Below are 13,004 nucleotides of genomic sequence, written 5' to 3' on the forward strand. Positions count from 1 at the left end.
TTTCCATCTAATGCCATCTTATTCAAAGAGCGACCAATCTTTTGATTATCAGAAACCAAAACACGTGCAGTTCAGTTGAGAACCGCACGTGCCTTTCACATATTAGAACGACGTAAGAACCTATGTGAAACTCTTAAATTTGATGGAGTTGTGTTTAGCTGGCGTCACGTGCTGCTTTATAGGAATTGTAGTTGCCATAGTGTTTGATCAATTTCGCTTGTACATTTGAACACTCACCATGCATTGGTATACCATTCTGTTTTGCATCAGCATCACATTCATCAAGTTCAACATGAAGACGTTTCAACGCATCATCGGTTAGAACAAAATCTGTGTTCTCAGCCTTTAACAAAGTCACCGCAAACAAAACACCCAATACAACAAGAGCAAATAGTTTCATTCTCACCTCCATTTAAGCAAAGCTTCGCCGGTGACAGAAATACGTATTTCTATCTTGTATTCGGCTTACAAAATCTAATTTAGTAATCGATAGCGTCTCAAAACATAATGGTCAAGTACTTTACACGGCTTTATAAATCATATTATGTCAGATCAATTGAAACAAAATATCGGTTTACGTGTGAAAACCATACGCAATCAACGCAAGCTAACTCAGGCTCAGCTAGCGGAAGCTATTGATAAGACATTTGAGGCAATATCCAATTTGGAACGCGGTAAGACAGCACCCAATTTTTCGACATTAGCTGACATAGCGCGAGTGCTCCAAGTTCCCATGCGTGAGTTCTTTGAAGGTATTGATGCAGAGCTTTCAGAAGACAGACAAGAACTATTCACAAAACTCAATCTTTTGGCTTCACAAATGGATGATGAAACACTGGAGCTTTATTTGAAACTTGGTGATGTGCTGTTGGAGCAGCGGAAATAAAAAAGTCCGACTTCTGCATTAGCTCCAATACCAAACTCACCTATTATTCAAACCGAGGCAGTTTCGTGCCACAAGCTGCCATTGGAATTTAAACAGAATCGGGCTGTTGAGTACCGTTAGCCCTCAAACAGGCCAGCAGATTGCAAGTTAGCTAACCTGAACTTTCACAATTTCGCCAGTCGGTCGACGCTCTTGTCTATATATTCGAATATGATCCCAAATTTCTCGCCCTTTTAGAAGCTCAATGCCGCTGCGCACGAAATCATTTGAAGCCTTCAATCCGAAGCAAAGTTCCTTAACGGCTACTGGTGAAATACGGAACAAATGTATGTCTAATTTCCCATCTTGTTTGACCACATAATCGGAATCCCTAAGGCTCCTAATCTGCCTCCATTCTTTTTCGTAAGCCCATGATGCCATTTTTCGAAAAAATATTTCTTCCGGTATATTTGGCATATTGCCGTTGAGGATATCTTCCTTCTGCAGCTCAACACCGCAAATCCGTATAACTCCATGATTTGATGTGACATACGTCGGCAAGTCTGAATACTCTATAGCGCGAACATTTGCCTGAAAATCAGGGTGCTTATCATCAAATGCGATTGATACTCCTTTGTGGTCTCCACCATAATGCGCCCACATGGGCGATGCTTCACTCCGACTTAAGCTCAGGATGCCGATGGTATTGTTCGCTATTGCGACTGAAAGCTCGAGCGCACGCTCAGCGATGGCTTGATCAAGTTCCTCCAAAGTTTCAAACGGCTTATTGCGCAAACGCGGTTCACGAGCTGGCCAAAGACCCGGAAAGCTCTTTTCGTCCATTCGGGCAGAAGGAAATGGTGTCAAAAAGAAATTTTTAACAAATTCATCGTCGATTATAGTATCATCTGTTGAAATTTCTGAGTTTTTCGCCTGTGCATATGCATTACTTATATCTTCTTCGGAATAAGCATTTACCTGTACACGAGGGCGAGCTTCATCTGGATCATTCAAAGCATCGGGTTGAGTGAATCTTATCAACCCCTCTTCGAAAAACCGAGGTGTTTCAGCATATTTATATAACACAATGTTGATGCTCCCAAATCCTGATGATGCATACAGGGTTCACATTGTAGTTCGATTCCGCCGCCTTGTCTGCACTAACAGGATTTGGAATTAGCAAAAGTCGAGCGGAAAATACTTGACAATTTAAAATCTGTGGTTGAAGAGTGTATGTAATCAATCAACCGTGTTGACCGTGTGAGGTTGAGCACGTTTCATGAGTTGATTAAGGCGAAAAACGATGACGTAGCCAGCAAAGATATGTCGCGCAAAAGACGTGACAGGTTGGTTAAGAATCAAGTGTTGCGGAAAATGGGAACAAAGCATTGGGCGTTGTTTTTGTAAAGTTTGGCTAAACGGAGTTATTTTCCAAATTTCACGACGGTAATGACCGTTGCAAGTTTGGCAGGCTTAGCTGATCTGTTTATAGAATGGCATGCTTGGTTTGAAGTTGGCGTAATGGTTCACTGGCGCGATCTAAAGATATGGATCATCGAAAACTTATTGGGCTGGTGGCCTTGGACCTTTCCTTGGTGGGGTTTCGAATACTTTGTTATCGGTATCGCTTTTGCTCGGGCGACGGTACTTAACCTCTTCCATCAATGGCGAGAAGAAACTGAAGTTTTTCGAGTATTCAATACCCAAGGAGAGTTCATTAAAGGCTCCTTACTTCTCGTAGTAGCGAACTTATTTTTTTGGCCAATCTACGCCGTGTTTTCATTGTTTAAACCTGAGTATTTTGAAGATGACGAAACGCTAAGAGAGTTGGTAACGCATTTAGGGCAGGTTCGTACAATTCTGATAATCTCACTAATATACTTTTTGCCGATTTTGTTCTTCTGTTCTAAACTGCTCGAAAAATTCGGATTAATAATATGAAGAACCTATCGTGGTGGTTGATAGGCCTGCCACTATCGTGGCTGGGGCTCGCGGGTCTTTCCGATAGTATAGTAACTTGGCAAGTTTGGTTTGAACACGGGATCATGCAGCACTGGCGCGAATTAAAACAGATGTTCATCGACCACTTACTGTTCTGGACACCTTGGCAAATACCTACCGAAATCTTGGACTACCTTGTTATTGGCGCGGTATTCGCCCGGGCTTTCTTCACCGTTATTTGGCGGTTTGAAGCACCAGACACTGGTAATTTTAAAACTGATGTCAGAGAGTGGTTGAACATCGCCCTACTATGCATAGGGGTGACCTTTGTTTGGCCGATATTTCCAGTCGTGCTAGCCGCTGCTTTAACCGGTTTTATGGGTGTTGGTATAGGCGATAAAAGTAAGATAGCGTTGGCAGTGAAACTGATAGGTGGGACTTTCTTAACGTTCATACCGGTATTGTTTGTCGTTTCAACACTGCTCAGTGATTTCGGAATTTCACCATGAGTAGTAAGTGTTAGGTTTTCAAGATATCATCCCCCATGTAGCTAAGCTTAGCGGGATTAATACACCGTCTTTATAGGATGATATCCGGATTTGACAAGCCTCAGCAAATACCGAGCTAAACGACGTTTTCTACTTAACTCTCAACAACGGAACTGCACTCCTCATCCACAAACAGTGTCTGCTCGATTGCATGAACGAGTGCTTGAAGCTGTTTGTGCGTGTTGTTGAGTTGGATTGAATATTCAGCTCCAAAGTGATTATTGGAGGCAATTGATGAAGTTTGATATTTTGCGTCTTTGAGAAGGCGTTCCATCACATGACGACTTGGTGTCCGGTTTCTCGCTTTCATGCAGGACAGATAGCTAGGTGCTTTTCCAAGTACTCGAACCGAAAACTGATGTTGATCTTTAACGAGTTTGACCTTGTGATAAACAAAGTAGGCTAAGTTCAGAACATAAAAGTAATTGTCATCTTGGTTGACGAGTAATGGGTATGCTGGATTGGATATTTCCGATTGGACTTCTTGATAACGCATGGTTGTTCTCCTCATAAACTGATTATCTGTGATACTCGATTATTTATGGCTGAGCAGCAGGAGAACCACCGATTTAAAACACGATCATGAATTGGGCTAAATCTGTCGAAAACTCCTTCTTCCATTCAAATTAAAATGATCACATCAAAACCAAGTTTGAAAATTTCTTTTGTAACTGAACTTGGTTTTTCTGTTTGTAGTAGGCGTCAGAAAAAAGCTCATAATTCGGTATAATTCCAAGCAATTCATTTCTCGATAATTTGAGCGGTTTTTATATTGGTAATTTCTTGAAGATTCGCTGGATATTACGGTGGCATGTTTCTACGAAACAACCACCGGACCTGGCTTGTTTTATGCGCCTTTGTCTTACGACAAAAGCTGTAAAACAATTAGGTCTAATTTAAGATATTCATTCTCCATAAAAATCCATAATATGGCTTTAAGCTGAATAAGTGATCCTTCTGAGCGAAGCGATATTATGTCTTTGCTAGATTAGAGCTTTCTATCCCCCCATCTGAGAAAGCTGAAAAAATAAAGAAGGTCATGCTTAAACAGATGGGGGGATTGTTTGTTATATCATTTGCTGAGTTATCACATACCTATAAGAAATATCTTTGGGGTTCTTTGCATCTTACATCCCAAACAAAACGGCGGTGCTCCGATCTCCGTTTTATCATTTCCAACATCCTGCTTTTGGCAAGCACGGTTTGGCTTTTAAGCCATCAATCCATCTCGGTTATAGGTTGACCTCAATGGACCTCACACATGTCAAATCACCAAGCCATGTGTGAACTATTTCGCTTCGACTACTAAGTAAATGAGGTATCCTACATCTCATCCCCCGTTCCCCGAAGGTGACCCTTTTTGGCAATCAAGCAAAACTCACATTTGATCATTCAGCTTATTGCTATGGCGTGTCCAAACAAAAGGGAAATCCCGCCGGGCCCAATTGTTATTACGTTCCATTCGGTTACGGATACCTCATAGTATGGGTCATGTTCCCCATCCCGTTTTAATACAAATTCCGCTATGGTCATGTCACCTAATGCAAAGGCACATGATAAATCTATTTATCAAAACCAAACTGCTCAGCAGCGCGAATTAAATCACCGCAATGCCGTTCGATTTACCCCAACATTATAACATCTCTGGTAAGTCAGAGCCTAAAAAGAAATACGTTTGAAACCAAAGCCAAGTTGGTTAAATTAGATATTTTGAAATTGGTTGGTATGAAGGGCTGTTTCTCAGGTTCAATACGGAGTTACTCGTTCAATTTACGGAACCAAAAACTTTCACGGTGAAAGTTTTTTTAAGAAAGCACCCAGCAACACTCGATAGATCGCCACGCAACAAACCGAAAAAAGTCAACAGCAAAACCCTGCAATTATTACCCAGGTAAGTGCAAATATTACCTAAAGGCTTAGGTAAAATTACTCAGTATTTGAAACTTGCGGTGCGGAAGTTTTTTTTAAAAGTTGCACCGTGCAAGTTTTTATTTTTTTGCACAGCGCAAAAACTCAAAAACCGCATAAAAAGCACGGTAGTTTTTTATTTTCTACCGTGGTCAGTCAATTTGACAAACACAGCACGGGCCAAAATTGAAACAAAAGCGGACACCGTTAATTCGGATAAGGTCTACTGTTTTGGTTCAAGGGAGACATTGAGAATTTGATACATAGAAAATGAAAGCCACAAGATGATTATTTCAGATCCAACTCGACGACAATTGCTCTCTCATCTGACAATATGCGACCACCATTGCCCGAAACCTTTATTGGAGAAATCTAAAATTAGCGGCAATGAAAATTGGGGCTAGACAACAACCACAATTAATTAAAATAAGACATTGCAACCGATAGAAAAAATCAATAACTTATTCAAGTTTATTTCAGTTGAATTGGTATCCCACCATGCTAAAAATATGCGGTCTATTTCTATGTCTGTCCCTTTATTTAGGATTATCAGCTGGCACATCTTTTTCAAAGCAATTTGAATTCAATTCAAATCTGAGCTGTGATCAGCGCGATCTGATAACAAACCGTCTCGCAAACACCACAACTGTGACACCATCTCAAAGCTCTATTACTATTGGAGGTAGTATAGAATTCAATTGGTCAAGAGGCTCGTTTCCGGAAAGAGAACCCGTGTTTTTGATGATTTCTTTTGACGGACCTATTCGGGTCAAAGGGGATAATCTTTATGTATTATTGCCAAATTCTAATGCTGCTTTTGGTATTTCTTGGGAGCAATCAAAAACCAGAATAGTTGTCCCATACTATGGGAGAGGTGTTCCGAAGAAAGGCAAAATACTTGTTGAACCCGTTATCTCAGGGACTTTAAGAGTAGATTGGGCTGTGGTTGGGCACAGCGGATGCGATGAGAACATCGAAACACCCAATCAGAGGAACTTGGAGGTTGTCGTAAATACCTCGCCGTCGCCAAAGATTGTTATAAAAGACCCTGATACTTTGGCAGAGCCTGATAGAATAATACTAAATTCCAAAAGAGATCGAAAACTAGAAATATACCCAACACATTATCGGCTTTTGGACGTATTTACCAGTTCGGAAATACTCACTGGTGTGGGGTCGGATCCACACTTCTCACCATCCGGCAGATTTTTGGTTGTGCCACATGGTAACGAGGGCGGCATATTTGACGCCGTTGATGGAAAACGGCTTACAAATGAACCTGACAGCTTTCAACAATCCATAAATTGGAGTGCATTGATTTGGGATAAAGGAGACAGTTTCGTATATCGAATGTTGAATGGCTACGGCCAAACAGACCTGCATAATCTAGTGGCTGGAAAATCCATAATTACCTCCCGAGGTGGAGCGAGAGCTGCAGGCGGACACAATGTTGACACCAAACTAGATTTAGAAAATAATTTGGTTATTGCGAGTACATATTTTAGTTCATTCATCTTCAAAGTAACCGGTGAGCCTGTTCTAGATAATCCCAAAAATAATGGATTAAGTACTCCCAATCAGATACGTCGCGATTTAAAAACTGCAGCAAGAATTACGGGTCTAACACAGTTGAATTGGCCTGATGGAATCAAGTTCCGCCCGGTGATTAATATTTCGAGACTGTTTGACCCAAAACAGTTCACAACGTCCAGTAATTGGATGGAAGAACAAAAATTGGCAGATAGTTTGAAGCTGCACTTAGTAACAGACATTGCGCACAATAGTAGACCTCGTTTAGCTGATTTCGATTCGGTGCAGAGCGTAGCGTCGCAGGAAACAAATTGGAGATTACGTAGTGCCGCGCAAGATGCTGCTCGAACTGCTCCCCAAATTCACCAATTTGAATCTATGTTGGGGAAGCTCAAGAAAGAGAGCAATGAAGTAAACAAATATGATTTTTCAAAAGATGCCGATTACCGGATCATTTGGCTGGAAGATTTAGACAGCGCAACATTTGCCCGTCACCAAGATATTCAGCAGCGTATTATAGATGATACAGGTTTTAATAGTGCTAGAATAGTTAGGGAAAATTTATGCAATATTTTGGATGGACAGGTATCAGCAAATTTTCTTCGAGCCTGGAACTGGACATATAACGGTCACAAATTTTGGCTTACAACAAAGCAATGCGCAGAAGGTTCGGGTGCATTCAATTCCCCAGAAACACGTTTATACTCAAGCAAATATCCAGAAGGACTTGTCACTTGGAAAGGCACATATAGCGAATTTGACTATCTCGTAGACCCAGATGCGCCCGGAAATGTTTGTAGATCTCATGTTGACGCTTGTGACTTCGAAATAAAAGTATTTGATAATTATTTAATTCTTTATTCAAATGAAGCTCTTGCCTTCGCAATAATAGATACCGAAACAGGTAAGCTCGTAAATAAGCAGTTCAACTTAGCTCGCGGGGATATTTTCGAAGATATTTATATTACGGCGGGGGCACAGCATATAATGTCATTAAACTCGGATGGGACATTCTTGATAAATGAAATCAAGGACCCAAGTACAGCACTCAATGGACTCTATGCAGATGATGAAATTGTCGTTTGGACACCAGATGGGAGATATGATGCGACTGCTGAAGGGGCACATTTTATTTTTTACAAATTTCCTGGTCACATTGGCGACTACTCTGCTCAGCAGTTTGAACAGAAAATGCGTGTCCCAAGTCTCGCAAAAAAAGTTCTTAATGGTGAACTTTCGAATTTCCATGCCGACCTGACACCACCACCGATAGTGAAATTGTCCGCAAGACAATTTGAATCAAAATTGGACATTGAAATCCAAGCCAAAAGTATATTGCCGCTTCAAAAGATTACTATCCTAGAAGATGGACTGATAACAAAGGAAATTAAGACCGACGATGGTTACAAAGAGTATCAAATCTCCCAATCATTAAATTTACGTTCTGGTACGAAATGGGTTAGTATAGTAGCGACAGACGAAAGTGGCGTGGTCAGCGCACCGTATCAGCTTGAAGTGTCAGCGTCTCATAATAAGAGAAAAGTAAGGTATCTAAGCGTCGGCATCAATAGCTATAGCCATTCCAATACGGATGAAATCCACAATCTCGGAGCCGCTGTTGAAGATGCCAAGCTATTTGCGACGTCCATAGATAGTTTATCCTTAAATCATGTACAGTTAAATTCCTCCAAAAGATTGGTTGATGAGAACGCCTCGCCAGATAATATACTGAGGGAACTCAATTCTTTAGTCGAGAAGTCTGACCTCGGGGATACAATAGCTTTCTATTTCGCTGGCCATGGTTTGAAAGGGAGTGATGGAAATTACTACTTAGCAACTTCTAACACAGATATAGAAGATATTGAGAACACGTCGCTTTCATTTAATGACTTATCTACTGTTTTGAAAAAATCAAAAGCACGTGTTTTGATTTTTTTGGACACCTGTCACAGCGGTTTAGCTGGTCAAGGACTTTTTTCAACCAATGATGACTTGGTAGAAGATGTCTTAAATTCTGTGCCGTCCGGAATCGTGGTGTTCTCTGCATCTAAGGGCAGAGAATATGCGCTAGAAGATGAATTCGCCAAGAATGGTTTTTTTGCAAGGGCTCTTGCAGATGTTATTTCTGAAGATCGCTCTAAACATGACTTGAATGAAAACGGTTCTATTGAGTTGAGTGAGTTATTTCGGGGGGTTAAATCGTTGGTGGTAAGTGGGGTAAAAAATGCGCAAGTTGGCGTCGCGAGTGATGAGATATTGACACAGACACCATGGATGGCGAGAAATAGAATGGTTGGAGATTTTGCACTGTTCTGACATCTACTCTATGTCGGCGAATAGATTGAAATTTGTATTTTAAGTTGGGATATATTGTTGAGCTCGAAATATAAAATATTCCTCCTGCAGTTGATACTCATGCTAGTTATTATGAGTAACTTAAAAGCAGAGAGTAATTACAAATGTGATATTTGTAGTGGGTTTGTCGAGCTGAATAGATCCAAAGCGACTTGCTTTAAAAAGAGATATGAGAAGCAGAGTCTTGGTGAGTTATTTGTCGAAGAAGGGGTCACGAGAATATTTGTAAACTTCAAATGTGGTTTAAGAAGCCGGGATGTGGTAACCACGCCGCGCAAAACTATTAATGATCCTAATTCACATTACCTTACAAAGGATGCGGTTGAATGCCTTTATAAGTTGGTAACGGATAAAAAAAGCAACTTTACCCCATCGAAATTAATCAGCTTTGAAAAGCATTGCTAAGATGGAAAAAGATACGATGGCTGTTGCAAGTGCGGAAGATGGTGAAGGGTCAACTTCAGAAAAGTTTGACGATACGGGAACTGAAAAGGAACAGAAGAACAAATTCCAACGCCGAAAAGACTGGATTGATATAGTCTTCAAATTCGGCCTGATGATTGCAGCGGGATTTGGTTTTTTTGAGTATCTTGATAGAAAGCACCAAACGAAAATCCGTCATGCTTTGCAGATAGTTGATGATTGGGAAGACCAAAACTATTTAGAAAATTTCAGAGATTTCAACACGCTAACGAGCTTGGTTTTACAGCAAGCTGAACAAAAATATCCAAATGATACACAATCTTCTACAAAATATGCGTCAAATATAATTGATGACATGACCACAAATGCCGAGGCATATGAAAGTGCGGCATCGAAAATAAATGCAGATAATGTCGATATTCCAAATTATACGAAGTTCACAATATCGGTTGAGAGATTAAATTACTTCTATGGAAAAGCGGGTTTGTGTGTGCAGGATGCAATATGTGAGCCCAATTTAATGAAAAGATATTTTGGAGCTAGCTCATGCTACTTTTTCAACATTATGGATACACAAATCAAGCGGAAAAGAATTGAATTTAATAATCCCAGTATTTCCGAATTTACCGAGTATTTTTGCAAATTAGCTCCATAGGGCTCTCTTGAAGCGGAACAATTTAGCACGAGCCTGCCAATTTTGATTCAAAACATGTCTTCTGTTTTACAACCAAAAACAAACATGAACAAAACTAACAACTCAATGGTCGGATAATTGGGACTGGGTCGACGAAAGAACTCTTAGTTTGCAAAAACTCACAAAAACTTTCACCAAGAAAATTTTTTTATAGTTCTTCCACTGGTGAAAGTTCTGTTCCCGGTAATATTACTGAACAATATCGGTAAAACTTATCTCTTGGCACGACCATTAAGAGAAGTTAAAGCTAATTGCAAGCGCAATAGAGAAGTTGAATATGCCTTTCAAAACTACCATAGGACAAAATCTAGAACTTGAAGTTCAACAAGAATTATCAAGGATGGATAATGGGTGGTTTTTCAAATGGCATTTTATTGGAGAGAATAGAGTAACAGAGATTGAAAGCTTTCGCGGAGCTCCGATTAGATATGGCGGGATTGGCTATTCAGGCACAACAGAAGATATCTATTGGGAAACAATTTCCCACTATAGAAAACTCAAAGTCGCCGATTTTTTTAATTCAATAGAAAAAAACCTCTCAAAATATAAGAAACCCGAGCGTAAACAGGCAATTACAGAAGCCGTCAGTATTATAAAAATGTTCGCAAAAGGCATAAGAAAAAGGGCTGTTGAAAAGAATAGAATATTACGTGGCGATGGGATCAAATTTCCTAAACCATACGACCGTGGCAGGTGGGGAGAATCAGGGTCAGCCACAATAGATCAACGTGCTGCTACTCTTCTCGAAGTTTACTGCGAAATGAATATTGAACAAGGAGATTATTACGTGATTAAACACATGATGAATGAAACGCTTTCCTTTCTTAAAGCGGATGGCTCTGCTCAAGTGGACAATATTAAAGGGCTGGTTACAGGTGAAAAAATAATTACATTTGATACATCTCTGCAAATACAACCAAGTGACCGCTTTTGAGGAATCTACCATCCGGTTTAGTTGAAGAATACATAGTCATAAATCCCGGATATAAGTCCGGCGTCGGGACAATAGAGCCGCACTACCAAGTTGAGATAAGAAGAAGTGATACACCACCTGCAACAGCTCAAACTATTATTAATAATATTCAGGGTGAAAATGCACGGATTAATATTAACTCGACAGACAATTCTCAGAACTTGTCATCATCACACGAAGACACAAAAATATTCCAACAGCTAAAAAGCCAGCTGAAAGAAGCTAATCTCGAAGAAATTGAAAACCGGAAGATGTTAGAAGCAATCACGAATATGGAACACGCAAACGGTACTCCTGCATTTAAAAAAAGATACCAAGAATTCATGGATGTTGCTGCAAACCATGCAGCTGTATTTGGTGCCTTATTTGGCGCCTTGGCACTTATGCTATAAGTGTTTATTTTTGCTAACAGCAAAAATGGCGGTATATCTCCCCTTGGCACATTCCATCCAAGTAAAACACTAAAGTACATGTCTGCTTGGGTTTGAAAACCAGCCATCAAAAGCACGGTAGTTTTTGAAAAAACTTTCCCCGGGGAAAGTTTTTATGATTTCTACCTGCAAAATCTTCACTTGATCAATCTTTAAAATGAATAAAAATAATAACTCTCATGCGTAAAAAATTCGACAATGTTTCCTTGTAAGAACTGAATAAAACTTTCCTGAAGAAACTTTTTTAAGAACTTTCCTCGAGGAAAGTTTTGCTCCCGGTAATTTTACTGAAGGTTTTCGGTAAGATTACCAAAGTTTTCAGTAATAATACATTTCTCTCAGCAATAATCGGGGCTAGTAATCGGCAAGCTTTTATGGAAGCGACGCTACTTGATAATTCATTCATATAATTTGTGTGCTTGCACAAATGAACTAGTGAGTTCACTCAAATGAGGTAGGAAAAAAACTTTCGTGGCGCAACTTTTTTGAAAACTTTCGGCGTCGAAAGTTTTATTCAGCATCAAAAATTTTTGAATGTTTTCAATGAAAATTGAGCCAAACAAAGGGTTTGAGCTTATAACAGCGCCACCGCTTGGCTTTTCATCTCTTCATTCACTTCAATATATCGTTGGGTCGTTCCCAAATGTTTATGGCCAGCCAATTCCATAATAACTTTGGGTGAAACACCCGAATGCGCAAGTTTGGTTATGAACCATCTTCGCCCGCTATGTGATGTTGCTCCATCTAATCCAGCACTTGCATAAAGACGCGAGAAAAGCTGACATAGTGTATTGGCTGAAAAGCTCTTGCCCTTTTGAGATTGAATAACAGCATCATCCAAGTTCGGATGCAAGGAATAAGACCTCCAGCCCAACGCAACCTCTTTCATCAATATCTGATTTAAATGAACGGCTCTCGCTTCGTTGGATTTTGTATTTTCTGCATCCAAGTAAAATACCGATTTAACAGATCCATCCGTTTCATTAACATCTGACCATTTAAGCGTAGCTATCTCGCCAACACGCAATCCGGCATAATGTGAAAGAAGCAAAGCCAAACGATTGCGCTGGGAGTATTTCCCCATATTAATGACGGCTAGCACACGTTTAAGTTCAACCTCGTTCAATACCCGTGCTTGCCTCATAAAATGTAACCTTTTGCAGTGTTTCAGTGCATAAAGTTATGTTTCCATTTGAGCCAAAGAGCGACCACTTTTTGAATGTTAAAGATTTCAGTAAGTTAGCAAGAAATGTAATGTTTTGTATAGAATGTTATATTACGCCAGGGCTCCACGTTTTAATCGTATGAAGTATGTACAAAATGGTTGTAATTTGTA

11 protein-coding genes are annotated in these 13,004 nt (G+C 40.0%); 7 read left to right on the plus strand and 4 right to left on the minus strand.

Annotation, left to right across the window (positions count from 1 at the left end):
• Nucleotides 1-154: 154 nt before the first annotated feature.
• On the minus strand, nucleotides 155-400 hold the full coding sequence (locus G3W54_RS05595; RefSeq protein WP_162652125.1) for a hypothetical protein: 246 nt from the start codon (nucleotides 398-400) through the stop codon (nucleotides 155-157).
• A gap of 144 nt (nucleotides 401-544) precedes the next feature.
• Between G3W54_RS05595 and G3W54_RS05600 the strand changes: the two genes are divergently transcribed.
• Nucleotides 545-886: a helix-turn-helix transcriptional regulator gene (locus G3W54_RS05600; protein ID WP_162652126.1), complete on the plus strand. Its 342-nt coding sequence runs from the start codon at nucleotides 545-547 to the stop codon at nucleotides 884-886.
• Between the two features lie 147 nt (nucleotides 887-1,033).
• On the opposite strand, the gene G3W54_RS19180 is transcribed toward G3W54_RS05600, so the two are convergent.
• The gene (locus tag G3W54_RS19180; RefSeq protein ID WP_197742795.1) at nucleotides 1,034-1,951 is read right to left on the minus strand and encodes a DUF2971 domain-containing protein; all 918 of its coding nucleotides are present in this window, start codon (nucleotides 1,949-1,951) and stop codon (nucleotides 1,034-1,036) included.
• A 363-nt stretch (nucleotides 1,952-2,314) separates the two neighbouring features.
• On the opposite strand from G3W54_RS19180, the gene G3W54_RS05610 reads away from it, so the two are divergent.
• Nucleotides 2,315-2,806, plus strand: a complete 492-nt coding sequence (locus G3W54_RS05610; RefSeq protein ID WP_162652127.1) for a hypothetical protein — start codon at nucleotides 2,315-2,317, stop codon at nucleotides 2,804-2,806.
• Entirely contained in the window at nucleotides 2,803-3,315 is a 513-nt protein-coding gene (locus G3W54_RS05615; protein WP_162652128.1) for a hypothetical protein, read from the plus strand. The genes G3W54_RS05610 and G3W54_RS05615 overlap by 4 nt, the downstream gene beginning before the upstream one ends.
• Nucleotides 3,316-3,448: 133 nt before the next feature.
• Here G3W54_RS05615 and G3W54_RS05620 read toward each other — a convergent pair whose 3' ends face one another.
• A complete protein-coding gene (locus G3W54_RS05620; RefSeq protein WP_162652129.1) occupies nucleotides 3,449-3,850 on the minus strand; it encodes a DUF6626 family protein in 402 nt (133 codons plus the stop codon).
• Between the two features lie 1,910 nt (nucleotides 3,851-5,760).
• Here G3W54_RS05620 and G3W54_RS05625 point away from each other — a divergent pair.
• From G3W54_RS05625 to G3W54_RS05640, 4 genes are all read left to right on the plus strand, one after another.
• The gene (locus tag G3W54_RS05625) at nucleotides 5,761-9,108 is read left to right on the plus strand and encodes a caspase family protein (RefSeq protein WP_210253515.1); all 3,348 of its coding nucleotides are present in this window, start codon (nucleotides 5,761-5,763) and stop codon (nucleotides 9,106-9,108) included.
• 445 nt (nucleotides 9,109-9,553) lie between these two features.
• Nucleotides 9,554-10,225 (plus strand): hypothetical protein, encoded by a 672-nt coding sequence (locus G3W54_RS05630; protein ID WP_162652131.1) that lies wholly within the window; start codon nucleotides 9,554-9,556, stop codon nucleotides 10,223-10,225.
• A 316-nt stretch (nucleotides 10,226-10,541) separates the two neighbouring features.
• Nucleotides 10,542-11,198, plus strand: a complete 657-nt coding sequence (locus G3W54_RS05635; protein WP_162652132.1) for a hypothetical protein — start codon at nucleotides 10,542-10,544, stop codon at nucleotides 11,196-11,198.
• The gene (locus G3W54_RS05640; protein WP_162652133.1) at nucleotides 11,195-11,629 is read left to right on the plus strand and encodes a hypothetical protein; all 435 of its coding nucleotides are present in this window, start codon (nucleotides 11,195-11,197) and stop codon (nucleotides 11,627-11,629) included. The genes G3W54_RS05635 and G3W54_RS05640 overlap by 4 nt, the downstream gene beginning before the upstream one ends.
• 613 nt (nucleotides 11,630-12,242) lie before the next feature.
• On the opposite strand, the gene G3W54_RS05645 is transcribed toward G3W54_RS05640, so the two are convergent.
• Nucleotides 12,243-12,812, minus strand: a complete 570-nt coding sequence (locus tag G3W54_RS05645; protein WP_162652134.1) for a site-specific integrase — start codon at nucleotides 12,810-12,812, stop codon at nucleotides 12,243-12,245.
• Nucleotides 12,813-13,004: the final 192 nt, after the last annotated feature.

The organism is Lentilitoribacter sp. Alg239-R112, assembly GCF_900537175.1.
In the GTDB taxonomy this organism is placed as follows: Bacteria; Pseudomonadota; Alphaproteobacteria; order Rhizobiales; family Rhizobiaceae; genus Lentilitoribacter.

Coding starts and splice junctions, on each gene's coding strand:
- G3W54_RS05600 (WP_162652126.1), top strand. CDS start 545: ATGTCAGATCAATTGAAACAAAATATCGGTTTACGTGTGAAAACCATA.
- G3W54_RS05630 (WP_162652131.1), top strand. CDS start 9,554: ATGGAAAAAGATACGATGGCTGTTGCAAGTGCGGAAGATGGTGAAGGG.
- G3W54_RS05635 (WP_162652132.1), top strand. CDS start 10,542: ATGCCTTTCAAAACTACCATAGGACAAAATCTAGAACTTGAAGTTCAA.
- G3W54_RS05610 (WP_162652127.1), top strand. CDS start 2,315: ATGACCGTTGCAAGTTTGGCAGGCTTAGCTGATCTGTTTATAGAATGG.
- G3W54_RS05625 (WP_210253515.1), top strand. CDS start 5,761: ATGCTAAAAATATGCGGTCTATTTCTATGTCTGTCCCTTTATTTAGGA.
- G3W54_RS05620 (WP_162652129.1), bottom strand. CDS start 3,850: ATGCGTTATCAAGAAGTCCAATCGGAAATATCCAATCCAGCATACCCA.
- G3W54_RS05595 (WP_162652125.1), bottom strand. CDS start 400: ATGAAACTATTTGCTCTTGTTGTATTGGGTGTTTTGTTTGCGGTGACT.
- G3W54_RS05615 (WP_162652128.1), top strand. CDS start 2,803: ATGAAGAACCTATCGTGGTGGTTGATAGGCCTGCCACTATCGTGGCTG.
- G3W54_RS05645 (WP_162652134.1), bottom strand. CDS start 12,812: ATGAGGCAAGCACGGGTATTGAACGAGGTTGAACTTAAACGTGTGCTA.